Genomic DNA, 24,231 nt, shown 5'->3' with positions numbered 1-24,231 from the left:
CCCGGCCGTCGACGCCGGAACGGGCAGCCATTAGCATTCAACGACCGATCAACGACGAAAGGGCGAGTTCAATGAGCCTTCTCCGCACGAAGTCCGTCGAGCAGTCGATCGCCGACACCGACGAACCGGAGTTCCGCCTCAAGAAATCCCTCAGCGCCCTCGACCTCACGGTCTTCGGCATCGGCGTCGTCATCGGCGCGGGCATCTTCACCCTCACCGGCAAGGCCGCGCACGATGTCGCCGGTCCGGCGATCGTCATCAGCTTCGCCGTCGCGGCTATCGCCTGCGCGCTCGCGGCGCTGTGCTACGCCGAGTTCGCCTCGACCGTCCCCGTCGCGGGCTCGGCCTACACGTTCTCGTACTCGTCGCTGGGCGAGCTCTTCGCCTGGATCATCGGCTGGGACCTCATCCTCGAGATGTTCCTCGGTGCCAGCGTGGTCGCGCAGGGGTGGAGCGCCTACCTCGGCACGCTCATGTCGCAGCTCGGGATGCCCATTCCCGAGGCCATCGGCTACGGCGGCACCGTCGACCTGATGGCGATCCTGCTGGTCGTCGTGCTCGGGGCGCTCCTGACCTTCGGGATCAAGGAATCGCTGCGCGTCAATATGGTGCTCGTCGGAGTGAAGCTCTTCATCGTCCTGTTCGTGATCGTCGCCGGGATCATGTTCATCAACCCGGCGAACTGGTCGCCGTTCATCCCGGAGGCGGCACCGCGCGAAACGGCCTCGGGCCTCACCCAGCCGCTGCTGCAGTTCCTCTCCGGAATCGAGCCGACCGCGTTCGGCGTAGGGGGGATCTTCGCGGGCGCCGCCCTCGTGTTCTTCGCGTACATCGGCTTCGACGTCGTCGCGACGACTGCCGAGGAGACCAAGAACCCGCAGCGCGACCTGCCCATCGGCATCATCGCGTCGCTCGTGATCTGCACCCTCCTCTACTGCGCGGTGGCGCTCGTCGTGACCGGCATGGTCCCCTATCAGGACCTCGACCCGGCCGCCGCGCTCGCCAACGCCTTCGTCTATCACGGCGCGGACTGGATGGCGACGCTCATCTCGGCCGGCGCGGTGGCCGGTCTCACCACCGTCGTTCTGACGCTGATGATCGGCGCGACCCGCATCATCTTCGCGATGTCGCGCGATGCGCTGCTGCCCGTCGGTCTCGCGAAGGTGCACCCCCGGTTCCGCACGCCCTGGGTGATCTCGATCATCGTGACCGCGATCATCGCGGTGGTGGCCGGGTTCACGCCGATCGGTCTCCTCGAGGAGATGGTCAACATCGGCACGCTGTCGGCGTTCGTGCTCGTGGCCGTCGGCGTGATCGTCCTCCGCCGCAAGCGGCCGGATCTGCCCCGCTCGTTCCGCGTGCCGTTCAGCCCCTGGCTGCCCGCCCTGTCGGCTCTGATCTGCATCTACCTGATGCTGAACCTCACGGTCGAGACCTGGCTGCGGTTCCTCATCTGGCTGGCGGTCGGCTTCATCATCTACTTCGCGTACTCGCGCCAGCGATCGAAGATCGGGCAGCCGGACTACATCGAGTTCGAGCTGCCGAGGGTCGTTTCGCATCCGCACGAGGAGGACGACGACCAGCGGTCCTGAGAAGAGTGGGCCCTGCCGGGATCGAACCGACGACATCCACGGTGTAAACGTGGCGCTCTACCAGCTGAGCTAAAGGCCCTCGCCGACAAGTCTAGAAGGTCGTTGCGACCGGATGCCGGGCGTAACGTCCGCGCGGCATCCGCGCGCTCCGCGAATCGGTAGGCTGAGAGACGGTGCGTTGTGCACGGCCGACAAAGCCTGCCCGCTCCCGTAGCGACTACCTGGCACGATCTGCCAGACGACGAAAGGTCATCTGTGACTGTCAACGATCAGGATCCGTACTCGCAGGACCCCCTCGACAGCGATCCCGATGAGACCTCCGAGTGGCAGGAATCCCTCCAGCAGCTCGTGCAGGCGAAGGGCCACGGCCGTGGCCGGGAGATCATGCTCAGCCTTCTGCAGACCTCGCACGAGCTGCAGCTGAACGTGCCTCAGATCCCCACCACGGACTACATCAACACCATCGCGCCCGACAACGAGCCCGACTTCCCCGGCGACGAGGAGCTCGAACGCCGTTACCGCCGCTGGCTGCGGTGGAACGCGGCCATCACCGTGCACCGCGCGCAGCGACCGGGCATCGGCGTCGGCGGGCACATCTCGACCTACGCCTCGTCGGCCTCGCTGTACGAAGTCGGCTTCAACCACTTCTTCCGCGGCCTCGACGACCCGAACGGCGGCGACCAGGTCTTCATCCAGGGTCACGCGTCCCCGGGCATCTACGCGCGCTCGTTCCTCGAGGGCCGCCTGACCGAGGCGCAGCTGGACGGGTTCCGCCAGGAGAAGTCGAAGGCGCCCGAGGGAATCCCCTCGTACCCGCACCCCCGTCTGATGCCGGAGTACTGGCAGTTCCCGACGGTCTCGATGGGTCTGGGCCCGATCAACGCCATCTACCAGGCGATGACGAACAAGTACCTCACCAACCGCGGGGTCAAGGACCTCTCGAACTCGCGCGTGTGGGCCTTCCTGGGCGACGGCGAGATGGACGAGGTCGAGAGCCGCGGTCAGCTGCAGGTCGCGGCGAACGAGGGCCTCGACAACCTCACGTTCGTCGTCAACTGCAACCTCCAGCGGCTGGACGGCCCGGTACGAGGCAACGGCAAGATCATCCAGGAGCTCGAGAGCTTCTTCCGCGGAGCCGGCTGGAACGTCATCAAGGTCGTCTGGGGCAGCGGCTGGGACGAACTCCTCGCCAAGGACACCGACGGCGCGCTCGTGCACCTCATGAACACGACGCCCGACGGCGACTTCCAGACTTACCGCGCGGAGGACGGCGCCTTCATCCGCGAGCACTTCTTCGGGCGCGACGAGCGCACCGCGGCGCTCGTGAAGGACTGGTCCGACGAGGACATCTGGGGCAAGCTCCGCCGCGGCGGCCTGGACTACCGCAAGGTCTACGCCGCGTACAAGGCGGCGAGCGAGCACAAGGGCCAGCCCACCGTCATCCTCGCGAAGACGATCAAGGGGTACGGCCTCGGTCACCACTTCGAGGGCCGCAACGCGACCCACCAGATGAAGAAGATGACCCTGCAGGACCTCAAGTACTTCCGCGACTCTATGCGCATCCCGATCTCGGATGCCCAGCTCGACGAGAACCCGTATCTCCCGCCGTACTACAACCCCGGGGGCAACGACGAGACGATCCAGTACATGCTCGAGCGCCGCCGCGCGCTGGGCGGGTTCCTGCCCGAGCGGCGCACCCACCACGTCGGCCTGCAGCTGCCGGGCGACGAGGCGTACGCGCTGCCGAAGAAGGGCTCGGGCACGCAGGAGATCGCCACGACGATGGCGTTCGTCCGACTGCTGAAGGATCTGCTGCGGGCGAAGGACTTCGGTCACCGCATCGTGCCGATCATCCCCGACGAGGCGCGCACCTTCGGCATGGATGCGTACTTCCCGACGGCGAAGATCTACAACCCGCACGGCCAGAACTACACGTCGGTCGACCGTGAGCTGCTCCTCGCCTACAAGGAGAGCCCGCAGGGCCAGATCATCCACGTCGGCATCAACGAGGCCGGAGCCCTCGCGGCGTTCACGGCGACGGGCACCTCGTACTCGACGCACGGCGAGCCGCTCATCCCGGTCTACGTCTTCTACTCGATGTTCGGGTTCCAGCGCACCGGCGACGCCCAGTGGGCCGCCGGCGATCAGATGGCGCGAGGCTTCATCATCGGCGCCACCGCAGGACGCACCACGCTCACCGGTGAGGGCCTGCAGCACGCCGACGGCCACTCGCACCTGCTCGCGTCGACGAACCCCGCGACGATCGCATACGACCCGGCCTACGGCTACGAGATCGCCCACATCGTCCGTTCCGGCATCGAGCGGATGTACGGCGGCAACCATCCCGACCCGAACGTCATGTACTACATGACGGTCTACAACGAGCCGCTCGTGCAGCCGGCGGAGCCGGAGGGCGTGGACGTCGACGGCATCGTGCGCGGCATCCACCGCATCTCGTCGCCGGAGGGTGAAGGCGCTCGCGCGCAGATCCTCGCGTCGGGTGTCGGAGTGCCGTGGGCGCTCGAGGCGCAGCAGCTGCTCCGCGACGACTGGGGCGTGCAGGCCGACGTCTGGTCGGTGACCTCGTGGAACGAGCTCCGTCGCGACGGCCTGGCCGCCGACGAGCACAACTTCCTCCACCCCGACGAGCACCCCCACACCGCCTACGTCACCGAGAAGCTGAAGGACGCCGCCGGTCCGGTCGTCGCCGTGAGCGACTTCATGCACGCCGTGCAGGACCAGATCCGTCCCTGGGTGCCGAACCGCTTCGTCACCCTCGGCGCCGACGGCTTCGGGTTCTCCGACACGCGTGCCGCCGCCCGTCGCTACTTCAAGATCGACGGCCCGTCGATCGTCGTCCGCACGCTCCAGGCGCTCGCCGCCGACGGAGTGGTCGACCGCGGTCTCGCGGCGCAGGCGATCGACAAGTACCGTCTGCACGATGTGACGGCCGGGACGAGCGGGAACGCCGGCGGCGAGAGCTGACCGACGCGATGCCCGCCCCCGCCTCGATGGACAAGACCGAGACGCTCGCCTGGCTGCGACGCATCTCGGGCGACCTCGCGACGGCGACCATCAAGCGACTGGAGGACACGCTCCCCTGGTACGCCGAGATGCCGCCGGCGCGGCGGTCGGCCGTCGGACTGGTGGCGCAGGCGGGCATCACGTCGTTCATCTCCTGGTACGAGGATCCGACCTCGACCCCCTGGATCGCCGCGGACATCTTCGCGGTGGCTCCCCGCGAGCTCCTTCGCAGCGTGAGTCTGCAGCAGACCCTGCAGCTCATCCGCGTCACGGTGGAGATCACGGAGGAACGCGTCGCGGGCAAGGGAGAGCATCTTCGCGAGGCGATCCTGCTCTACTCCCGCGAAGTCGCCTTCGCGGCCGCAGACGTCTACGCGCGTGCCGCCGAGGCCCGCGGACTGTGGGATGCCCGGCTCGAAGCCCTCGTCGTGGATTCGATCCTCACAGGCGAAGCCGACGAGGAGCTCCCGAGTCGCATTGCGGCGCTGGGCTGGCACGGGCACGGCGAGGTCGCGGTGCTCGTGGGCACCACGCCCCCGCAGTTCGACATCGACCAGCTCCGCCGCACGGCGCGAAAGCTCGGCGTCGACGTGCTGATCGGCGTGCAGGGTTCGCGCCTCGTGCTGGTCCTCGGCCGGGCGGAGCCGCCGTCACGCGCGGACGACGCGCCGGGCGACCTGCCGTTCACCGACATCGCCAAGCGGCTCGAGCCCGGATTCGGTCCGGGATTCCTCGTGCTCGGCCCGACCGTGCCGGCGCTCGTCGACGCGGGCCAGAGCGCCAGAGCGTCGCTGGCGGGGTTCGCCGTCGCCCGTGCCTGGCGCAGCGCCCCGCGGCCCGTCGAGGCCGACGACCTGCTGCCGGAGCGCGCACTGGCAGGCGATCCGCTCGCGAAGCAGACGCTCGTCGAGCGCATCTACCGTCCACTGCAGGCGCACAGCGCCGATCTCGTGGCGACGCTGTGGAGCTACCTCGACAACGGCCGGTCCCTCGAGGCGACCGCGCGCGAGCTGTTCGTCCATCCGAACACGGTGCGCTACCGGCTCAAGCGCGTCTCCGAGGTGATCGGGTGGGACGCCACCGGCCCGCGCGAGGCGCTGATCCTCCAGACCGCGCTCATCCTGGGTTCCATCGGCACCGACGCGACACGTCGACGTCCCCCTGCGACGCGCCGTCCCGCGCACTGATCTGTACAGGTCTCACAAAGCCTTCCGGCATTCTTGTGCCGGGATCGCCAGAGGGACGCGCCGGATCCTTGGCAGGATGGACAGGTGAGAATCGCCGTCTTCCCCGGGCAGGGCTCCCAGTCCCCCGGCTTCCTTGCCCCCTGGCTCGCCCTCGACGGCGCAGCCGACCGACTTGCGGCGTACTCCGAATGGTCGGAGGTCGACCTCGTCGCTGCCGGAACAGAGTGGGACGCCGATCGGATCCGCGACACGCAGGTGGCTCAGCCGCTCATCGTCGCGGCCAGCCTGCTCTCCTGGAACGCGCTGCCCGACCGTGACGCCGTCTCCGGCGTCGCCGGCCACTCCGTCGGCGAGTTCGCCGCCGCGGCCGCGGCGGGCATCCTGACCGAGGAAGACGCCCTGCGCCTTGTCGGCATCCGCGGACGCGCCATGGCCGAGGCCGCCGCGGTCGAGAAGACCGGCATGAGCGCCGTCATCGGCGGGGACGAGGCATCCGTCGTCGCCCGGCTCGAGGATCTCGGCCTCACCCCCGCGAACTACAACGGCGGCGGTCAGCTCGTGGCAGCCGGCGCCCTCGCTGCCCTCGCGGCCCTCACCGCCGATCCTCCGGCATCCACGCGCGTCATCCCGCTGCAGGTCGCCGGTGCGTTCCACACGCGCTACATGGCCCCGGCCGTGGAGACCCTCCGCACCGCGGCCGCCTCGGTCGAGGCATCGGATCCACGCGTGACCGTGTGGAGCAACCGCGACGGCGGCTCCGTCGCCTCCGGCGAGTCGGTCGTCGGCCTGCTCGTCGATCAGGTCGCCTCGCCCGTGCGGTGGGATCTCTGCATGGCGTCTTTCGCAACCGCGGGTGTGTCGGGCATCGTGGAGCTGTCGCCCGCGGGTACGCTCACGGGGCTCGCGAAGCGGGCTCTGCGCGGCGTTCCCGCCGTCGCCGTCAAGACTCCCGACGACCTCGAAGCGGCCGGCGCTCTGCTGAGCGGCACGACCCACGCATGACCGGAGAATCCGCATGACCCGCACACTCGTCCAGCCCACCGGGCCGGCCCACACCCGCATCTACTCGTACGGGGCGGCACGCGGCGAGATCGCGGTGCCCAACGACGACCTGATCGGTCCGATCGACTCGAGCGACGAGTGGATCCGCCAGCGCACCGGCATCATCACGCGCACGCGAGCCGTAGCCGAGACCGATGCGATCGATCTGGCGACGGATGCCGCGCGCGAGGCGATCGAGCGCTCCGGCGTCGAGGCGTCCCGCATCGACGCCGTCATCGTCGCGACCATCAGCAACCCGAAGCAGACGCCCTCGGTGTCGGCGATCGTGGCCGACCGCGTCGGGTCGAACCCCGCCGCGGCCTATGACGTCAACGCGGCCTGCGCCGGTTTCGCGTACGGCGTCGCGCAGGCCGACGCCCTCATCCGCGGCGGCGCAGCCACGTACGCCCTCGTGATCGGCACCGAGAAGCTCAGCGACGTCGTCGACCCCGCCGACCGCAGCATCTCGTTCCTCCTCGGCGACGGCGCCGGCGCCGTCGTGATCGGCCCGAGCGACACGCCCGGCATCGGCCCCACGATCTGGGGCTCGGACGGATCGAGGGCCGAGGCCGTCGGCATGAATCACACGCTCACCGACTTCCGCGACGGTCTCGCGCCGTGGCCGACGCTCCGCCAGGAGGGGCCGACGGTGTTCCGCTGGGCGGTCTGGGAGATGGTCAAGGTCGCACGTCAGGCTCTCGAGGCCGCCGGGGTCGAGGCATCCGATCTCGCCGCCTTCGTCCCCCACCAGGCGAACATGCGGATCATCGACGAGTTCGCCAAGCAGCTCGGCCTGCCGGACACCGTCATCGTCGGTCGCGACATCGAGACGACCGGCAACACGTCGGCGGCTTCGATCCCACTCGCCACGCACCGACTGCTCGAGGAGCACCCCGAGCTCAGCGGCGGCCTCGCGCTCCAGATCGGCTTCGGCGCCGGGCTGGTGTTCGGCGCGCAGGTCGTCGTCCTCCCCTGAGTCCCGCCCGCCCCGACCCTAGACTTGTCCCCGGACCACCCGGTCCGGGAACCCCGAAGAAAACAGGAGACACCCATGGCATTCACCAGCGACGAGGTCCTCGCCGGACTGGCCGAGCTCATCACCGACGAGACGGGAATCTCGGCCGACGAGGTCGCGCTCGAGAAGTCGTTCACCGATGACCTCGACATCGACTCCATCTCGATGATGACGATCGTCGTGAACGCCGAGGAGAAGTTCGGCGTCACCATCCCCGACGACGAGGTCAAGAACCTCAAGACCGTCGGCGACGCCGTCAGCTACATCACGTCGAACCAGGCGTAGGACCATTCCCCATGGGGCTCGGCCCCACACCCCCGGCCTGCTGACGCGGCCCCCGGTGGGGGCTGCGGCCCCCACCGGCCATCAACGAGGACTCCGATCTCCATGAGCACACCCCGAATCGTCGTCACCGGCATCGGCGCATCCACCCCGCTCGGGGGCACGGCGCCCGAGAGCTGGTCGGCCCTCCTCGGCGGGGCGTCCGGCGCCCACACGCTCGAGTACGACTGGGTGGAGGAATACCAGATCCCGGTGACGTTCGCCGCCGAAGCGAAGGTTCGGCCCAACACCGTCCTCGAACGCCCCGTCGCCAACCGCCTCGACCCGTCGGCGCAGTTCGCGCTGGTCGCGGCGCAGGAGGCCTGGGAAGACGCGGGCAAGCCCGAAGTCGAGCCGGAGCGCTTCGGCGTCGACTTCGCGACCGGCATCGGCGGCCTGCAGACCACCCTCGCCGCGTGGGACACGCTGAAGGAGAAGGGCCCCCGGCGCGTCATGCCGATGAGCGTCCCGATGCTGATGCCCAACGCGCCGGCCGCCGCCGTCTCGATGCATCTCGGCGCCCGTGCCTACGCGCGGACCGTGGCCTCGGCGTGCGCGTCGAGCACCGAGTCGCTCGTGAACGCGTACGACGCGCTCCGCTCCGGTCAGGCCGATGTCATCATCGCAGGCGGCTCCGAGGCTGTGATCCACGGCCTCACCCTCGCGGCCTTCGCGTCGATGCAGGCGCTCTCCAAGCGCAACGACTCCCCCGAGACCGCCTCACGCCCCTACAGCGTCGACCGCGACGGCTTCGTCATGGGCGAGGGAGCCGCCTGCCTCGTTCTCGAGACGCTGGAGCACGCCCAGGCACGCGGCGCGAAGATCTACGCCGAGGTCGTCGGCGGCGGCGTCACGGCCGATTCGTACCACATCACCGCTCCCGAGCCCGAGGGGCTTGGCGCGTCGCGCGCGGTCCGTCTGGCACTCGAGGCAGCCGGGGCGACGCCCGACGAGGTCACGCACATCAACGCGCACGCCACGTCGACGCCCACCGGAGACATCGCCGAGTACAAGGCGCTCCTGAGCGTCTTCGGCGACCGCCTGCACGACATCCCGGTCTCCGCCACCAAGGCGTCGACGGGTCACCTGCTCGGCGGCACGGGCGCCCTTGAGGCGATCTTCACCATCCTCGCCCTCCGCGACCGGGTCGCTCCCCCGACGATCAACATCTCGACGCAGGATCCCGAGATCCCGCTGAAGGTGTCGGGCGAGGCCCAGCCTCTGGGCGACGGTCCGCAGCTGGCGATCAGCAATTCGTTCGGCTTCGGCGGTCACAACGCCGTCGTCGCGTTCCGCTCCGTCTGACGCACAGACACGAAGACGCCCCCGGGAAGCCTCCGGGGGCGTCTTCGTGTCAGGCGGCGATTCGTCTTCCCGCGACCCGGGAAGTGTCTCTCCGAGCATCGGTATTGGCGCCTCTGCCGCCTGAGTCTGTGGAGTTGTGCCGGGCGGCCCCGTCAGCCGACCTTGTGCAGCCACACGACGGGTGCGTCGTCGCTCGCGTGACGGAAGGCCTCCAGCTCGTCATCCCAGGCAGCACCCAGGGCGACCTGCAGCTCGCGCTGCAGGTCGAGCGCGTTCCCGCCGGAGACCTCCATGGCGTAGCGGACGCGATCTTCGCCGATCACCACGTTGCCTGCGGTGTCGGTCTGCGCATAGTGGATGCCGAGACCCGGCGTGTGCAGCCAGCGGCCCCCGTCACTGCGAGGCGTGGGATCCTCGGTCACTTCGAATCGCAGGTGCTCCCACCCGCGGATCGCGGTGGCCAGCGCCGCACCGGTGCCGGCCGATCCCTCCCAGTAGAATTCCGCGCGCCGGGCGCCATGCAGCACCGGCTGGTCGGCCCACTCGAAGCTGACCGCTCGGTCGAGCGCTCGACCGACCGCCCACTCGAGGTGGGGGCACAACGCCCGTGGCGCAGAGTGAATGTAGATCACTCCACGCGCCTGTGGTGTAGCCATGATCTCTCCGTTTCATCAGGTGCGTCTTCCCCAACGACCTGATCACGGATGTCCGGCTGGCTCTTCGATTGTGCTTGCCGCCATTATCGCCCACCCGACCCCGGAATGACAAGCATGTGATTACGCCGTGTCGGAGGGACGAAGAAGGCCCCGGTCGCGAGGACCGGGGCCTTCGTGCAGGCGGATGCCGAGGCTCAGGCCTCGCTCATCGCCAGCTTCGCGGCCTGGCCCTTGGCGGCGTAGTACGCGGCGCGCGCGGCGTCACGTCGCGCCTGCTCGACCTGCCCGGCGTCGAGCACGTCCTGGGCGACCTCGAACTGCGCGGTCGTGGGCTTGCCGTTGTACTTCTCGATGTACGCGTCGAGTTCGGGGCCCGAGGTCCACGACGTGATGAGGCAGTATCGAGGCTCGTCGCCGTAGTGTGCGGCGGCGTGCCACAGACGCTGGGTGTCGATGATGAGCTGGGCCCCGGCCGGCAGCGCGATGCGGTACTCCACGCTCGGGTCGGTGCGGTTCTCGCGGAGGACGAAGAAGCTGTCCTTGTCGTCCGTGAGGTTGAAGAAGCCGCGCACCACCCAGCCGGTGCCGTCGGGGTTCAGGCGGTTGTTGTCGTCCTGGTGCAGGTTGTAGAGGCAGTCGGCGTAGGTGTTCGGCTGCAGCTCGATGACACGGCAGCGGCCGACGTTCGCGCCCGGCTCCTGCGCGCGACGCGCGAGGTTCGGGGCCTTCTCGACCTGAGAGTCGATCCAGACGCCGTCCTTGTCGGTGCGCGGCGGCTTGTGGTTCCAGAAGCCGTTGCACTCGATGTCGCCGAAGGCGCTGGCGAGCGGCGCGAAGCGCGTGTCGCCCGAGGACTTCCAGTCGTTGTACTCGATGTCGAGCCACTCCTGGGGGTCGAGCTCCTGGTTGTAGCTGTCGAGGACGACGAAGCCGGTCTCTTCGAGAGCGGCGGATTTGATGTAACCCATGAGGTGGATCACCCTTCCGTAGGGGGCCAGCACGTTTTAACAGGCCCAACTTAGGCAAGCCTACATCGGGGCCTGTGGGCGTCGAAGTGCGGCGGCCGTGAATATCCAGACGGCGAGATCCGCCGAATAGACTTGATGCGCCGGGCGTCAGCCGGGCGGTGCGACTCGCGTGCGGGATGCCGTCGTTCCGGCCCGACGTGGTTCGATCGCGTCGCTCGCGACGCTGCCCGCCCCGTCCAGACCTCCGAGGAGCCCAGCGAGACGATGGTCACCGCCACGAACGTCGACGCGACCGCCGTCAACACCATCGGCTGGCTGTCCTCCGCCGACTGGACGATCGTCGTGCCGGTCTACCAGCGGCAGTACCGCTGGGACATCGGGGGATGCGAGCAGCTGCTCGCCGACATCCGCGCCGTCGGCGACCTCGACGACCGCCACATGCACTTCATCGGCTCGGTCCTGTCATCGTTCAGCGCCGATGGCGACGCCGCCGAACTCGTGCTGATCGACGGGCAGCAGCGCATCACGACGCTGATGCTCCTCGTCGCCGCGCTGCACCACACCGTCACAGGACACGATGATGTGCTCGCCGGGGAACTCGAGCGCGTCCTGGTGCTCTCGGCGGATCGCACCCGCACGAAGCTGCGGCCTCATCGCGCCTGGGCGGACGTCTTCGAGAGCGTCGTCCTCGATCGCCGCAGCGACGAGGAGCACCACCGCGAGTCCCGGTTCGACGACAACTACGCGTTCTTCCGCAGCCAGATCAGTCTCGACGAGGCCCCGCGCATCTGGCGGGGTCTGCAGAAGCTCGAGCATGTCGCGATCACCCTGGGCGCGGGAGCCAACGCTCAGCAGATCTTCGAGAGCCTCAACTCCACGGGCGAGCCCCTGCGAGACCACGAGCTGATCCACAATTACGTCCTGATGGGTCTGTCGCACGCCGAGCAGCAGGAGATCGAGAGGGACTACTGGCTGCCGATCGAGCAGAACACCGGCGAATCGATCGCGGCGTTCTGGCGGCAGTACCTCGTCCTGACCACGGGGCGCGAGGTCACGCTCTCCGGCGGCCGCGGAGTGTACGACGCCTTCCGTCACGAGTTCCCACGCCTCGACATCGACGATCTGCGCCTTCACGCGGTGCAATGGCGGGAGTACTCGGAGGTGTACCGCGTCCTGCTCGACCCGTCACAGGCACCGGATGCCGAGCTCGGCCGGCAGCTCGGATACCTCAACACCTTCGGCACCGAGATGTACCCGCTGGTCATGCAGGCGTACAGCGATCACTCGCAGGGCGCGATCGACCGCGCAGAGCTGGTCCACACGCTTGAGATGGTCCAGTCGCTCCTCCTTCGCCGGACAGTCGTCGGGATCGGGACGGGTCGTCTCGTCGCGCGCCTGTGCCGCGCTCGGGCTTCGGGCGCTGACGGCCTCGTGCAGGCGATCGCACGGATCACCCCCTCCGACAAGCGGGTCCGTGTCGCTCTGAAGTACTCCGAGCTCCCCCACGCCGCCTATGTGCTGGGGCGCCTCGCCGGGCTGGACGGCGTCGCCGATCTGGAGGTGGACCACGTCTTCCCTCTCACACCGGCCGACAGCTGGACGGGGGACGGACATCGGGAATGGGCCGAATACAGCGAGGACGAGCAGAACAGCCACCGCGCGCTCGCCAGGACGCTCGGGAATCTCGCGATGCTCGAGACCGCGCTCGCCGAACGCGCCTTCGATCGGTCCTTCCCCGAGAAGCAGGCGGTGTACGCCCGCAGCGGGGTCTCGTCGACGCGCGTGCTCGCCGACCTTCCCGGCTGGAACACCGCTGCGATCACGGCGCGCTCCGCTCGACTCACCGAGCGGTTCCTCGAGGTCTGGACACGCCCAGGCACGGCCCCCATCGACGACGACGGACTGACCCCCATCCTCGACGCCGTGCGTCACCGCGGCTGGCCGCGGGGGTGGGAGCGCGAGTGGGACTACGTCGAGTATCGCGGCGAGCACTGGGAGGTTCCCGACGTCAAGTACCTCTTCAACCGCGTCTTCAAGCGACTCTGGGCCGACTCGCGCGCGGCCGTCGTCGCCTACAGCGAGCGTCGCGGCGGGCCCGTCTACGGCGCGCAGTCATGGAACGGGCAGTGGGACCGGCTGGACGACGAGAACTCGCTCTACATGGGCTGGGACTCCAGCTACATGCTCAACGCCGTACAGGGTGTGCTCGAGGAGGCAGGTTTCGCCCCCGAGGTCTTCGTCAAATACTCCTACATCGGCGCCGTGATGTAGCAGCCGTCGAGCATTAGGCTCGATGCGCAGGGGGCGGTGGCCAAGCTGGTCAAGGCAGCGGGCTCATAACCCGACGATCGTGGGTTCAAGTCCCACCCGCCCTACCATCCGATCCCTCAGATTCCGCGAGATCGCGCGGAATCTGAGGGGTCGAAGACGCCGTCGGCGCTCATGCCCCGCTCGCGAGGCGATCGCGAAGTGCAGCCCCGCCCGAGCCTGGAGCTCGAGGCTCCGATCTGCTGGACTCACCGGACGGGGCTGCGATCTGCCCGGTCTCCCGAAGACAGATCTGCCGCGCACGAAGGAGGGCGCGGCCCAGAGGAACCACCTCCTCCGGCAAGAGGAGAGGGGTGGGCCAAAACCACACCTCTCCTCGTAGTCACATATCCTATAGCACCCAGTCGATCCTACGTTCACCTCACACCCCCTCCATTCCGCAGGAGCGTGCCGTGCGACAATCTCTCCGTGGACGCGTTCGGATGGGTGGTGGTCGCGTCAGTCACGGCGACGACCGTCGTGCTGATCGTTCTCGCACCGCGGATCAAGCGCGATCAGCTGCGCAAGCAGCTCGACGGGACCGCGGGCGGATCGCTCGCCGGCGTCGGTTCCGGGTTCGATTCCGTCTGGCGCCCTTCGGCCGAGGAAGCTCACGCGGCCTGGGAGGCTCAGGTGGAGATGCCCGCCCCGGCCCCGAGCCCCGGTGACAAGGGGCGGATCGAAGACGGTCGCCTCGTCATCCGCATCGACGAGCGGGGCTGATCAGCGACCTGAGCCGTCGCCCTTGTCCTTCACCGGCGGGTCTGGCCACACCTTCGCAACGGCTTCGGTCACGCGCAGCGAGCCCGTCGTGGGATGCGCGACCTCACCGTCTCCGGAGCTTCCTCGTTCGATCGGGAGACCCTTGCTGTCGCTCAGCACCTGCGGATGGTAGCGCGCCAGCTGGAACACTCCCCAGACAGCGATCGCGCCGACGATGCTGAACGCGATGTAGACCCACAGCGGCGCGCCGGCGGCCTCGTTGAGGACGATGAGTCCGATCAGGATCGCGACGATCGGGTCGATCACGGTGAGCCCGGCGATCACCAGATCAGGGGGGCCTGAAGAGTACGCGGTCTGGACGAAGTACGCTCCGACGATCGCGCTGGCGATGAGGGCGGCGAGGCACGTGAGGGTCAGCCCGTTGAAGAAGTCGTCATTCTGCCAGCGCGTGATGACGACCTTCGCGAGGGTCGCCACGAAGCCGTAGATCACCCCGGCGGCCGTGATGTAGAACAGCGCGCCCATCTTGTGGCGCCTCCAGAGCCACAGCCCGCCGAAGACGATGGTGACCACGCCGAGGAGGATCAGGATCGTGATCAGCTGCTGGTTCGACACCGGCGCGTCGGTCGCGTACAGCGCCGCGATGGTGACGAAGACGAAGATGCCGCCGACGCAGGCCGCGATCGCGATCAGCGAGCGCCGCGTCGGCTTGTGACCGCTGATCTGGGCGTTGAGCAGGGTCGTGATGACGAGGGCGATCGCGCCGAGCGGCTGGACGACGATGAGGGGCGCGAACGACAGGGCGGCGAGCTGGCAGACGATGGCAAGGCCCAGCATGACGGTGCCGACGACCCAGGACGGCCGGCGAAGCAGGCGCCACAGCTGGCCGCCGCTCAGGCCGCCTGTCGCCGTCGAGCCGCTCAGCTTCTCGACCTTGGTCACGCCGCGGTGCTGGTACTGCGCGCCGAATGACATGAACACGGCGCCGAGCAGAGCCAGCGGGATGCCGATGAGGATGCGTGGATCTTGGAACACGCCGACGAGGGTGTCGCCCACATCCTGAAGCTCGTTCGCCGTCCACACCACATGACGACACTAGCCGCCGCCGTCGCTCGGTAGGCTCAAGGCGTGGCCGTTCTGCCGATTCGCATCATGGGTGACCCTGTCCTCCACGCCCCCGCCGGCGTCGTCGAAGAGATCACGGACGAGATCCGCACGCTGGTGGCGGACATGTTCGAGACGATGGATGCCGCGCCGGGCGTCGGTCTCGCCGGCCCGCAGGTCGGCGTCCCGCTCCGGATCTACACCTACTCCTACAGCGACGACGACGGCGTCCCGTGGCGCGGCGTCATCATCAACCCGGAGCTCTGGATGCGCCCGCTCGAGCCCGGCGATCCCGACCCCGACGAAGAGGCGGAGGGCTGCCTGTCATTCCCCGGCGAGCGGTTCCCCCTTCGACGGTCGGAAGAGGTCCTGGTGACGGGGATCGACCTCGACGGGGCCCCGGTGCGCATCGAGGTCGACGGATGGCGTGCGCGCATCATGCAGCACGAGTTCGACCACCTCGACGGCATCCTCTACGTCGACCGTCTCTCCGACACCGACTGGAAGACGGCGCAGAAGATCGCGCGAAAGCGGGGCTGGGGCCGGCCGGGCCACGCCTGGACGCCCGGCGTCGACGACATCGACGCCTGACCACACCCCTGGCTCTGCCCGGAAGAACGAAGAACGGCCCCGGGGTGGAGCCCGGGGCCGTTCGCTCCCCCACTTGGACTCGAACCAAGAACCTATCGGTTAACAGCCGATTGCTCTGCCAATTGAGCTATGGAGGAATGCTGTCCCGCTCGCGCAGGCAACCACACCATATTAGCAAACGCTGAGGTGTGCTCGTGACGTCAGGACGCCACCAGCCGACGGTCCGCTTCCCCGCTCGGCGTCCACAGCAGGTCGTTCGTGCCGTGACCGTACGCGATCGCGTGTCCGCCGCGGAGCACCAGCACGTCGGCGTCGAGCTCGCGCACGACGTCCGCCTGGTTGGTCACCACGAGAGCCGACATCCCGTACTCCCGGCGACGGCGGATGATCGCGTCGCGGGCGGCCTTGCGGACTTCGATGTCCATGTTCGAGAACGGCTCGTCGGCGATGAGCACCTTCGGCTCGAGGACGAGCGCGCGGGCGAACGCCACGCGCTGGCGCATGCCGGCGCTCAGTTCGTACGGATACTTCGCCGCGGTGCCCAGCGGCAGCATCATCTCGTCGAGGAGCGTTGCGACGCGGATCTGCAGAGCACGCTGATTCACCCGCCGGTCGCGGCTCGTGATCGGCTCGGCGATCACGTCGGCCACGGTGAGACGGGCCGGGAGGTTCGCGCCCGCCGACTGCGGGAGGTAGCCGGTCAGATAGGTGAGGAGGCGGTGTGCGCGTCCGGGATGCCGCACTCCGATGCCCTCGACGATCGCGTCGCCCCCGACCACGGCGAGTCCACTCTCGTCGGCGCCCGCGAGCACGGCGGCGAGGCTCGACTTTCCCGAGCCGGTCGGCCCCATCACCGCGAGCGTCGCGCCGTGGGGCAACGTGAACGAGACGCCGTCGACGACGCGCTGTGCGGGGCCGCCTCGGCCGGCACGCGCGACCGAGAGATCTACGGAGCGTATGGCGACATCGGCGGCTCTTCGTCGAGGCATGCCCTCATCCTGCCGTGCCGGGGGCGCACGCGCCAGCAGCGATCCGGGTCATGTGTCGGCCGTGAGCCGTTGCCGCTCGGCGTCGAGTTCCCTCAGGCGCAGCCGTATCGCGCGTCCCTCCTCCGAAGCCGGGGGAACGCGCTGGATCGCGCCGAGCAGCTCGTTCTTCCGCGCGTCGAGCTCGCGGATCACGAGGCGCCGAGCCAGGTCCGACGCGGACGAGACCGCGGCCGCGTCGCCGAGGGCGGGGAAGTCCGACGCGAGCAGCTCGGCGGCGAGGGACCGATACGGCTCGCGCACGGCGCCGATGGCGTCGACGGCCCAGCCCGGCCGCTGCATGTCCTTGCCCTGCACCGCGACCCGGACCGCTTCGAGGGCGGGAAGCCGGAACGGCACGTCGAGCGCGCGCGCGACGAGCGCGGCATCCATCCGGTGACCGAATTGGAGCAGACCCATCACGGCGTCCCGCTCGAGCGCCGTATCGGCCGTGCGCGGGAGCGACGCGACGCTCACCCGCATGAGCGGCTCGCCGGGACCTTCCTCCACGGCGGGCGCGGTCGGAGTGCTCTCGCGCTTGCCTCCGGCGGCGCGGCCGGCGCGCTCCACCTCACGTCGCACGTCCTCGGTGTCCATGCCGAGCCGGCGGGCGAGCACCCGGATGTACTCGGGCTGCAGCAGGGCGTCGCGGAGGTCGGCGACGACCGGCGCGGAGGCCCGCAGCGCCCCCACGCGGCCCTCCACGCTGGCGAGATCGAATCCGGCGATCCGCTGATCGAGGACGAACTCGACCATGGGCACCTTCGCGTCCATCAGACCGCGTACGGCACCGTCGCCGCGCTGGAGGCGCAGGTCGCAGGGATCCAGTCCCTCCGGCCCGGTCGCGACGTACGTCTGGGCATTGAACCTCTTGGCGTCGGCGAAGGCGCGCAGCGCCGCCTTCTGGCCCGCGGCATCCGGATCGAACGTGAACACTACCTCGCCGGCCGTCGAGTCGTCGCCCATCACCCGACGCAGCACCGTGATGTGGTCGGAGCCGAAGGCGGTGCCGCAGGTCGCGATCGCGGTCGTGATCCCGGCGAGGTGGCACGCCATCACGTCGGTGTACCCCTCGACGACCACCACGCGGTGCTCGCGGGAGATGTCGCGCTTGGCGAGGTCCAGCCCGTAGAGCACCTGGGCCTTCTTGTAGATCGTGGTCTCGGGCGTATTGAGGTACTTGGGGCCTTTGTCGTCGTCGTACAGGCGTCGCGCGCCGAAGCCGATGACCTGGCCGGTGACGTCGCGTATCGGCCACACCACGCGACCTCGGAACCGGTCGTAGACGCCGCGCTGGCCCTGCGAGACGAGCCCGGAGGTGGTGAGCTCCTCGTCGGTGAACCCCTGCGCCTTGAGCGCCGCGTGCATGCCCGACCACCCCTTGGGCGCGTAGCCGACCCCGAAGTGTGCGGCGGCGCCGGCGTCGAACCCTCGCTCACCGAGGAACCTGCGGGCGGTGTCGGCCTCGCCCGTCTGCAGCTGTCCGCGGAAGAATTCCGCAGCAGCGGCGTTCGCAGCGAACAGTCGCGTCCGTCCGGTGTGTTCGGGCGCCGCTCCCCCGTCTTCGTAGTGCAGGGTGAAGCCGATCCGTCCGGCCAGCTTCTCGACGGCCTCGCTGAACGAGACGTGGTCCATCTTCGTGAGGAACGAGTAGACGTCCCCCGACTCGCCGCACCCGAAGCAGTGGTAGAAGCCGGCCTGAGGGCGAACGTTGAAGCTGGGGCTGCGCTCGTCATGGAACGGGCAGAGGCCCTTCATGGCCCCGACGCCGGCGTTCTTGAGGGCGACGCGCTCGCCGATGATGTCGGCGATGTTCGTGCGGGCCTTGACCTCTTCGACGTCGGCCTGGCGGATGCGACCCGCCATCAGCGGCCCTCGGGCGAGCGCGCGCCCGGCGACCACACACCGAGGGATGCCGGATCCAGATCTCCGACGAGGCGACGGTGCCACGAGATCGCGGCCTGGTCGGTGAGACTAGCGACCTGGTCGACGATGACCCGTCGCTGCGCGGCGGACGCGCCTGCGGCGGCGAAGTCCTCGGCGTGGAGCGCGTCCAGCTCGTGGGGGCTCTCCCACAGCGCCGTCGCGAGCCGCTTCAGCACGCGTCGCTGCTCCTTGTAGAGGTCTTTGCGGCCTTCGATCGACACCACGACCGCGCCGATGATCCCCTTCAGCACCGCCATCTCGGCTTCGACGACTCGCGGAACGACCACGTGCGCACGATACCGGGTGAGCGCCGACATCCCGTACGCCTCTCGGGTGGCCGTGGTCGCGGCGCGCGCGAACCGGCCGATGAGGTCGGAGGTGAGGTTCTTCAGCCGGGCGAGCGACGCGCGGGTTCCGTCGAACGAGGCGATCCATTCCGGCATCCGCATGAGGCGGTAGAGGGCATCCTCGAGCTCGTCGCGCGCGAAGTCGAAGCCGACCCACGACTGGATGGCGGTCAGCAGCGCGGCATGCTCGGAGACGTCGGCGAGGCGCGCCGGATCGAGGTAGCCGTTGACGACGGCGTCCTCGAAGTCGTGCACCGAATAGGCGATGTCGTCGGAGAGGTCCATGACCTCCGCCTCGATGCAGCGGACGCGTCCGGGGGCGCCCTCGCGCATCCAGCGGAACACCGCTTCGTCGTCCGGATAGACGCCGTACTTCAGGCGGCCGCCCGGGTCGGGAAGCGGATGATCCGCCGTCCAGGGGTACTTGCAGGTCGCGTCAAGACTGGCGCGGGTGAGGTTCAGCCCGTAGCTGCGGCCGTCGTCGTCGACGACTTTGGGCTCGAGGCGGCTGATGATGCGAAGGGTCTGCGCGTTGCCCTCGAACCCGCCGATGTCTTCGGCCCATTCGTTCATCGCCCGCTCGCCGTTGTGCCCGAACGGCGGGTGTCCGAGGTCGTGGCTGAGGCACGCCGTGTCGACCACGTCGGGCGCGAGGCGCAGCGCGGTGGCGAGTTCACGGCCCACCTGTGCGACTTCGAGCGAGTGCGTGAGCCTGTTGCGGGCGAAGTCCGCCGGACTCGCAGGGCTCAGCACCTGCGTCTTGGCCGCCAGGCGACGCAGCGCTGCGGAGTGCAGGACCCGGGCGCGATCGCGGGCGAAGTCGTCGCGCTGCGAGCGGTGCCGCTCCGCGTGGAAGCGCGCGGCATCCGCGTCGTCATAGCCCGACGGCCGCTCCGACGCGAATCCCACCGCGACGGCGCCGTCAGCCGCCACTGTGGTCGAGTTCCGCTTCGGCGAGGGCGCAGGATGCCTCGGCTCCGAGATCGCGTGAATCGAGCCAGCCGTCAGGCAGGGCGGGGCGCTTCGGGGTTCCCGCGCGCCCCCGCTGACCCTCGGCTGCGGCGCCGGGGTACGGCGCATCGAGCTCGAGCGTGGCGAGGAGCTCGTCGATCTCGGCGATGCTCGACACGGTGGCCAGCTTCGCACGGGTGTCGCCGCCGACCGGGTAGCCCTTGAAGTACCAGGCGACGTGCTTGCGGATGTCGCGGCAGCCGCGGCCCTCGTCTTCGAAGAACTCCACGAGCAGCTCGGCGTGGCGGCGGAACGCCTGGGCGACGAACGCGAGGGTCGCGTCGACGGGTGCACCCGATGCCGCGCCCGGCCCGCCGAGTGCACGGGCGAGGTCGCCGAACAGCCACGGGCGGCCAAGGCATCCGCGGCCTACCACCACACCGTCGCAGCCCGTCTCCGTCATCATCCGAAGCGCGTCCTCCGCGGACCAGATGTCGCCGTTGCCGAGGACGGGAACGCTCGTGACGACCTCCTTGAGCTTCGCGATCGCGGACCAATCGGCCTGGCCGGAGTAGAACTCCGCCGCCGTACGCGCGTGAAGGGCGACCGCGGCGACGCCGGCGTCCTCGGCGATGCGACCGGCGTCGAGGTACGTGAGGTGGTCGGTGTCGATGCCCTTGCGCATCTTGATGGTGAGCGGGATGTCTCCGGCGGCCCCGGCGGCGCGTGTGACGATCTCGCGGAAGAGCTCGATCTTCCAGGGCAGTGCGGCACCGCCGCCCTTGCGCGTGACCTTGGGGACGGGGCATCCGAAGTTCAGATCGATGTGATCGGCGCGGTCCTCCTCGACGAGGACGCGGACGGCCCCCTCCACGGTCGCAGGGTCGACGCCGTACAGCTGGATCGAACGGGGCTTCTCGGACTCGTGGTGCGTGATGAGGCGCATCGTCGTCGCGTTGCGCTCGACGAGGGCGCGAGACGTGATCATCTCGCTCACGTAGAGACCGGCGCCGTACTCGCGGCAGAGGCGACGGAAGGCCGTGTTGGTGATCCCCGCCATGGGCGCGAGGACAACGGGCGCATCGAGTTCGATGGGCCCGATGCGCAGCGCGCGCGAGGGTGCGAGGGCAGTGGTCACGTCGTCCATTCTCCCAGAGGAATCCGACCCTTCGCTGAACCCGAGGGCTTAGCCTGGGTGAATGACCGAGGCTACCGCGACCGACCTTCGCAGCATCCCCTTCCAGACAGCCGACGGCGGTACCGCGACGCTCGCCGACTACAGCGATCAAGTGGTCCTCGTCGTCAACGTCGCATCCAAGTGCGGCCTCACTCCGCAGTACGAACAGCTCGAGCAGCTTCAGCGCGCGTACGCCGACCGGGGCTTCACGGTTCTCGGGTTCCCGTGCAACCAGTTCATGGGCCAGGAGCCCGGATCCATCGACGAGATCCTCGAGTACTGCTCGATGACGTGGGGCGTCTCGTTCCCCGTGTTCGACAAGGTGAAGGTCAACGGCGGCAAGGCGGCTCCCCTCTACAAGGCGCTCAAGGAGGCGGACGACGTCGAGGGCAAGGGCGGCCGCATCCAGTGGAACTTCGAGAAGTTCGTGCTCACGCCCACCGGCGAGGTGCACCGCTTCCGCCCGAACACCAAGCCCGACGACCCGGCGATCGTCGAGGTCATCGAGGAGAATCTCCCCCGCTGATCCATCGCACGCACGAGAGACCCGCCGCAGTCCGCGACGGGTCTCTTCGTCTGTGTGGGGTCAGGCGCCCACCGGGGCGTCCTCGCGGTGCTCGGCCCACACCTGCCGGACGATGTCGGCGAACGCCTCCGCGGGCTGGGCGCCGGAGACGCCGTACTTGCCGTCGATCACGAAGAACGGGACGCCGTTGATGCCGTAGGCGGAGGCCTGCGCCTGATCGGCGCGCACCGCGTCGAGGTAGCGGCCGGTCCGAAGGGCTTCGCGGGCGGCGTCGGCGTCGAGGCCGGCGTCGGCGGCGAGGGAGACGAGCTCGTCCTCCTGACCCAGGTGGCGCCCCTCGGTGAAGTACGCCGACATGAGCCGCTCGGCGAGCTCGTGCTGGCGACCCTGCTCCTTCGCGTAATGGAGGAGCTCGTGCGCCTTGACGGTGTTGGTGTGCTTGAGCAGGTCGAATCGGTACTCCAGCCCCGCATCGGCGGCGACGCCGGTCACGCGCTCGAGCATCTGCTGCGCCTGTGCGGACGAGACTCCCTTGTGGGTCGCCAGATAGTCCGCCTCGCCGCCGTCGAAGTCGACGGGCGTATCGGGCGAGAGCTCGAACGAGTGGAACACGACCTCTACGGCAGGGGCGTCGTCGTCAGCGGATGCCGCAGCCAGCCCCTTCTCGAGATTCCGCTTGCCGATGTAGCACCACGGGCAGGCGATGTCGCTCCATACGTCGATCTTGATGGCGTCCGTCATGCTGAGGTCAACCGCCCCGGGCCGCGGATCTATTCCGGCGGATGCGTCATCCGTCGGTCGGCGGGTTCTCGTCGGGGACGAACCGGAACCTCACCCGGACGTCGTCGTACGGCACGACCAGGGTCGAGGCATCCGGCGACCACTGATCCGGCACCAGGTACAGCCGCCCTCCGCCCTGCGCCAGCAGTCGCAACCCGAAGTATCGGTAGCCGTACGTCGGCGAAGGAGGTGCTTCTCCCTCGGCGGGATCGGATGCCGCGTCCCCGAGCCGGCGGAAGGTGATGTCGTCGTTGCCCGGGTACAGCCGTTCCTGCGTGTCGAGGACGACGGCGGGGAGAGTGGTCAGGTCGGAGGCGAGCGCGCGGGCCTGGCCCAGCCCCCACCACTGGGCGATCGTCGCCGTCGACCAGAAGGTGCCCGCGACCATCACGAGCACGAGCAGTACGACAACGCTGCGCCCGATCCCGGTGCCGCCGAGGGCGCGCACCGTGGACGCAGCATACGCGGCGAGGCCGGCGCCGATCGCCAGCGACAGCGGGGCGAGCAGCTGTGCGTAGGCCCAGCCCCCCAGCACAGGGATCAGAAACGCGAGCAGGAGCCCCGCGAGCAGGAAGCCGATGCCGACCCATGCGACCACGCCGATCACACGGCGCTGCGTTCGGACCGGCTGCGTCGCGAGCCAGCGGCGCAGGACCCGGTGCCCCACGATGAACCCCGCCGCGAGGAGCAGGAGCACCATGACCGGGATGAACAGCGCACCCGGGCTGCGCATCACGAACTCCTGCGAGCTCAGTCCGATGATGTCGACGTCGATGCCGAAGTACCGGAAGAACTCGCGCGTCGAGACGTAGCCGAAGTAGAAGAGGAGCGCCGTCACGAGGGTGAGGGGCGCGACGAAGGACGAGAGGAAACCCATCCACTTCTCGAACCCGAGGCCGGGCTCCGGCGCGGCAGGTGCGGCGGCGGAGGTATCGGGAGGCGGCTCGACGGGCTTCTCGCGGATGCGGGGACCGAGACGCGCCATCACGCGCCCTCGGGCGTGTTCACGACCAGAGGCGGCCCCGGCTCGACGTCACGGGCGACGACGGAGTCGCAGATCTCCACGGTGGGGCACTCCAGGGTGCCGGTGAAGGAGATGGTGGTCCCGTCGGCGAACTCCGGTCCGGGGATCACGACGACGCTGCAGAAGATCCCGGACTCGTTGGCCTCGACGGTCATCCCGAGACAGGACCGGTCGGCGCTGCGCGTGCCGCACACCCCGCCTTCGACGTCCAGACCGGCACGGTCGGGCACCGCCTCGTCGAAGGTGAAGCGCACCCCCTCCGGCACCGCTTCGCTGCCGCCCCAGAACACGGCGATCGTCTTGCACCAGGTTCCGTCGTCGTTGATCTCCGCTTCGCCCTGATCGCCGTATGCCGGGCCGCCGTACTCCGCGACGGGCCCGGTGCGGACGAGATCCTGTTCGGGGTCCTCACCGCCGTCGGTATCGCCCCCGTCGTCGCCCTGGTCAGCGTCGTCGTCGCTCTGGCCGCCGTCATCGTCATCGGCTTCGTCGGCCGGCGCGGTGCTCGACTCGCCCTGGCCTTCCTGCGCGACGGGTGCCGCGCAGCCGGCGAAGAGCAGGACGACCGAGAGGATCGCGCCCGCGGCGACGGCCGCGTGCGTTCGCAGTGGATTCGACATGGCACACCTCCGGACCGGCCG

At 69.1% G+C, this 24,231-nt stretch carries 21 protein-coding genes and 3 tRNA genes; 12 read left to right on the top strand and 12 right to left on the bottom strand.

The genetic code is table 11. The features are described 5' to 3' along the window. The first annotated feature begins 71 nt into the window (after window positions 1-71). Entirely contained in the window at window positions 72-1,592 is a 1,521-nt protein-coding gene (locus EER34_RS11510) for an amino acid permease (RefSeq protein WP_127474954.1), read from the top strand. Window positions 1,593-1,598: 6 nt separating this feature from the next. Here EER34_RS11510 and EER34_RS11505 read toward each other — a convergent pair. Then, window positions 1,599-1,671: transfer RNA gene (locus tag EER34_RS11505), tRNA-Val, on the bottom strand. 176 nt (window positions 1,672-1,847) lie between these two features. Here EER34_RS11505 and aceE point away from each other — a divergent pair. The 6 genes from aceE (at window position 1,848) to EER34_RS11475 (ending at window position 9,485) form a co-directional block, all read left to right on the top strand. Then, the gene (aceE, locus tag EER34_RS11500; RefSeq protein ID WP_127474951.1) at window positions 1,848-4,577 is read left to right on the top strand and encodes a pyruvate dehydrogenase (acetyl-transferring), homodimeric type; all 2,730 of its coding nucleotides are present in this window, start codon (window positions 1,848-1,850) and stop codon (window positions 4,575-4,577) included. 8 nt (window positions 4,578-4,585) lie between these two features. After that, the gene (locus tag EER34_RS11495; protein ID WP_127474948.1) at window positions 4,586-5,803 is read left to right on the top strand and encodes a PucR family transcriptional regulator; all 1,218 of its coding nucleotides are present in this window, start codon (window positions 4,586-4,588) and stop codon (window positions 5,801-5,803) included. 84 nt (window positions 5,804-5,887) lie between these two features. Further along, complete coding sequence (locus EER34_RS11490; RefSeq protein ID WP_127474945.1) at window positions 5,888-6,805, top strand: ACP S-malonyltransferase; 918 nt, start codon at window positions 5,888-5,890, stop codon at window positions 6,803-6,805. Between the two features lie 13 nt (window positions 6,806-6,818). After that, window positions 6,819-7,820, top strand: a complete 1,002-nt coding sequence (locus EER34_RS11485; protein ID WP_127474943.1) for a beta-ketoacyl-ACP synthase III — start codon at window positions 6,819-6,821, stop codon at window positions 7,818-7,820. A gap of 75 nt (window positions 7,821-7,895) precedes the next feature. Further along, a complete protein-coding gene (locus EER34_RS11480; RefSeq protein ID WP_055964675.1) occupies window positions 7,896-8,144 on the top strand; it encodes an acyl carrier protein in 249 nt (82 codons plus the stop codon). A gap of 102 nt (window positions 8,145-8,246) precedes the next feature. After that, entirely contained in the window at window positions 8,247-9,485 is a 1,239-nt protein-coding gene (locus EER34_RS11475; protein ID WP_127474940.1) for a beta-ketoacyl-[acyl-carrier-protein] synthase family protein, read from the top strand. Window positions 9,486-9,637: 152 nt separating this feature from the next. Here EER34_RS11475 and EER34_RS11470 read toward each other — a convergent pair whose 3' ends face one another. Then, entirely contained in the window at window positions 9,638-10,141 is a 504-nt protein-coding gene (locus EER34_RS11470) for a DUF3145 domain-containing protein (RefSeq protein WP_127474938.1), read from the bottom strand. 194 nt (window positions 10,142-10,335) lie between these two features. After that, on the bottom strand, window positions 10,336-11,109 hold the full coding sequence (locus tag EER34_RS11465; RefSeq protein ID WP_127474935.1) for a hypothetical protein: 774 nt from the start codon (window positions 11,107-11,109) through the stop codon (window positions 10,336-10,338). 264 nt (window positions 11,110-11,373) lie between these two features. Between EER34_RS11465 and EER34_RS11460 the strand changes: the two genes are divergently transcribed. The 3 genes from EER34_RS11460 to EER34_RS11450 all read left to right on the top strand — a co-directional run bounded on the left by EER34_RS11460 (window position 11,374) and on the right by EER34_RS11450 (window position 14,139). Beyond that, window positions 11,374-13,380: a DUF262 domain-containing protein gene (locus EER34_RS11460; RefSeq protein ID WP_127474932.1), complete on the top strand. Its 2,007-nt coding sequence runs from the start codon at window positions 11,374-11,376 to the stop codon at window positions 13,378-13,380. Window positions 13,381-13,410: 30 nt separating this feature from the next. Beyond that, window positions 13,411-13,487 (top strand) — tRNA-Ile (locus EER34_RS11455). Between the two features lie 358 nt (window positions 13,488-13,845). Continuing rightward, window positions 13,846-14,139, top strand: a complete 294-nt coding sequence (locus tag EER34_RS11450; RefSeq protein ID WP_127474931.1) for a hypothetical protein — start codon at window positions 13,846-13,848, stop codon at window positions 14,137-14,139. On the opposite strand, the gene EER34_RS11445 is transcribed toward EER34_RS11450, so the two are convergent. Continuing rightward, window positions 14,140-15,225 (bottom strand): DMT family transporter, encoded by a 1,086-nt coding sequence (locus EER34_RS11445; protein ID WP_127474928.1) that lies wholly within the window; start codon window positions 15,223-15,225, stop codon window positions 14,140-14,142. Window positions 15,226-15,267: 42 nt separating this feature from the next. On the opposite strand from EER34_RS11445, the gene def reads away from it, so the two are divergent. Next, on the top strand, window positions 15,268-15,834 hold the full coding sequence (gene def / locus EER34_RS11440) for a peptide deformylase (protein WP_127474926.1): 567 nt from the start codon (window positions 15,268-15,270) through the stop codon (window positions 15,832-15,834). A 64-nt stretch (window positions 15,835-15,898) separates the two neighbouring features. On the opposite strand, the gene EER34_RS11435 is transcribed toward def, so the two are convergent. The 5 genes from EER34_RS11435 to dusB all read right to left on the bottom strand — a co-directional run bounded on the left by EER34_RS11435 (window position 15,899) and on the right by dusB (window position 21,230). Further along, window positions 15,899-15,971: transfer RNA gene (locus EER34_RS11435), tRNA-Asn, on the bottom strand. A gap of 63 nt (window positions 15,972-16,034) precedes the next feature. Next, on the bottom strand, window positions 16,035-16,823 hold the full coding sequence (locus EER34_RS11430; protein ID WP_127474924.1) for an ATP-binding cassette domain-containing protein: 789 nt from the start codon (window positions 16,821-16,823) through the stop codon (window positions 16,035-16,037). 48 nt (window positions 16,824-16,871) lie between these two features. Further along, a complete protein-coding gene (gene dnaG / locus EER34_RS11425) occupies window positions 16,872-18,725 on the bottom strand; it encodes a DNA primase (protein WP_127474922.1) in 1,854 nt (617 codons plus the stop codon). Then, window positions 18,725-20,065, bottom strand: coding sequence for a deoxyguanosinetriphosphate triphosphohydrolase (locus tag EER34_RS11420; protein WP_127474920.1), 1,341 nt, complete (start codon window positions 20,063-20,065; stop codon window positions 18,725-18,727). Before EER34_RS11420 ends, dnaG begins: the two co-directional genes overlap by 1 nt. Continuing rightward, on the bottom strand, window positions 20,055-21,230 hold the full coding sequence (dusB, locus tag EER34_RS11415; RefSeq protein WP_240642296.1) for a tRNA dihydrouridine synthase DusB: 1,176 nt from the start codon (window positions 21,228-21,230) through the stop codon (window positions 20,055-20,057). Before dusB ends, EER34_RS11420 begins: the two co-directional genes overlap by 11 nt. Before the next feature lie 52 nt (window positions 21,231-21,282). On the opposite strand from dusB, the gene EER34_RS11410 reads away from it, so the two are divergent. Next, window positions 21,283-21,786, top strand: coding sequence for a glutathione peroxidase (locus EER34_RS11410; RefSeq protein WP_127474916.1), 504 nt, complete (start codon window positions 21,283-21,285; stop codon window positions 21,784-21,786). 60 nt (window positions 21,787-21,846) lie between these two features. On the opposite strand, the gene EER34_RS11405 is transcribed toward EER34_RS11410, so the two are convergent. The 3 genes from EER34_RS11405 to EER34_RS17510 are packed head-to-tail and all read right to left on the bottom strand — an operon-like array spanning window position 21,847 to window position 24,210. Further along, the gene (locus EER34_RS11405) at window positions 21,847-22,527 is read right to left on the bottom strand and encodes a DsbA family oxidoreductase (protein WP_127474914.1); all 681 of its coding nucleotides are present in this window, start codon (window positions 22,525-22,527) and stop codon (window positions 21,847-21,849) included. A 46-nt stretch (window positions 22,528-22,573) separates the two neighbouring features. Beyond that, window positions 22,574-23,551, bottom strand: a complete 978-nt coding sequence (locus tag EER34_RS11400; RefSeq protein ID WP_127474912.1) for a hypothetical protein — start codon at window positions 23,549-23,551, stop codon at window positions 22,574-22,576. After that, a complete protein-coding gene (locus tag EER34_RS17510) occupies window positions 23,551-24,210 on the bottom strand; it encodes a hypothetical protein (RefSeq protein ID WP_164743543.1) in 660 nt (219 codons plus the stop codon). The genes EER34_RS11400 and EER34_RS17510 overlap by 1 nt, the downstream gene beginning before the upstream one ends. Between the last annotated feature and the right edge of the window lie 21 nt (window positions 24,211-24,231).

This window comes from Microbacterium sulfonylureivorans (genome assembly GCF_003999995.1).
GTDB lineage: Bacteria > Actinomycetota > Actinomycetes > Actinomycetales > Microbacteriaceae > Microbacterium > Microbacterium sulfonylureivorans.
This window is presented reverse-complemented; position numbering and strand designations above follow the sequence as displayed.

Coding starts and splice junctions, on each gene's coding strand:
- EER34_RS11475 (WP_127474940.1), top strand. CDS start 8,247: ATGAGCACACCCCGAATCGTCGTCACCGGCATCGGCGCATCCACCCCG.
- EER34_RS11400 (WP_127474912.1), bottom strand. CDS start 23,551: ATGGCGCGTCTCGGTCCCCGCATCCGCGAGAAGCCCGTCGAGCCGCCT.
- EER34_RS11510 (WP_127474954.1), top strand. CDS start 72: ATGAGCCTTCTCCGCACGAAGTCCGTCGAGCAGTCGATCGCCGACACC.
- EER34_RS11465 (WP_127474935.1), bottom strand. CDS start 11,109: ATGGGTTACATCAAATCCGCCGCTCTCGAAGAGACCGGCTTCGTCGTC.
- EER34_RS17510 (WP_164743543.1), bottom strand. CDS start 24,210: ATGTCGAATCCACTGCGAACGCACGCGGCCGTCGCCGCGGGCGCGATC.
- dnaG (WP_127474922.1), bottom strand. CDS start 18,725: ATGGCGGGTCGCATCCGCCAGGCCGACGTCGAAGAGGTCAAGGCCCGC.
- dusB (WP_240642296.1), bottom strand. CDS start 21,230: ATGGACGACGTGACCACTGCCCTCGCACCCTCGCGCGCGCTGCGCATC.
- EER34_RS11405 (WP_127474914.1), bottom strand. CDS start 22,527: ATGACGGACGCCATCAAGATCGACGTATGGAGCGACATCGCCTGCCCG.
- EER34_RS11495 (WP_127474948.1), top strand. CDS start 4,586: ATGCCCGCCCCCGCCTCGATGGACAAGACCGAGACGCTCGCCTGGCTG.
- EER34_RS11470 (WP_127474938.1), bottom strand. CDS start 10,141: ATGGCTACACCACAGGCGCGTGGAGTGATCTACATTCACTCTGCGCCA.
- EER34_RS11485 (WP_127474943.1), top strand. CDS start 6,819: ATGACCCGCACACTCGTCCAGCCCACCGGGCCGGCCCACACCCGCATC.
- EER34_RS11410 (WP_127474916.1), top strand. CDS start 21,283: ATGACCGAGGCTACCGCGACCGACCTTCGCAGCATCCCCTTCCAGACA.
- EER34_RS11460 (WP_127474932.1), top strand. CDS start 11,374: ATGGTCACCGCCACGAACGTCGACGCGACCGCCGTCAACACCATCGGC.
- EER34_RS11480 (WP_055964675.1), top strand. CDS start 7,896: ATGGCATTCACCAGCGACGAGGTCCTCGCCGGACTGGCCGAGCTCATC.
- EER34_RS11430 (WP_127474924.1), bottom strand. CDS start 16,823: ATGCCTCGACGAAGAGCCGCCGATGTCGCCATACGCTCCGTAGATCTC.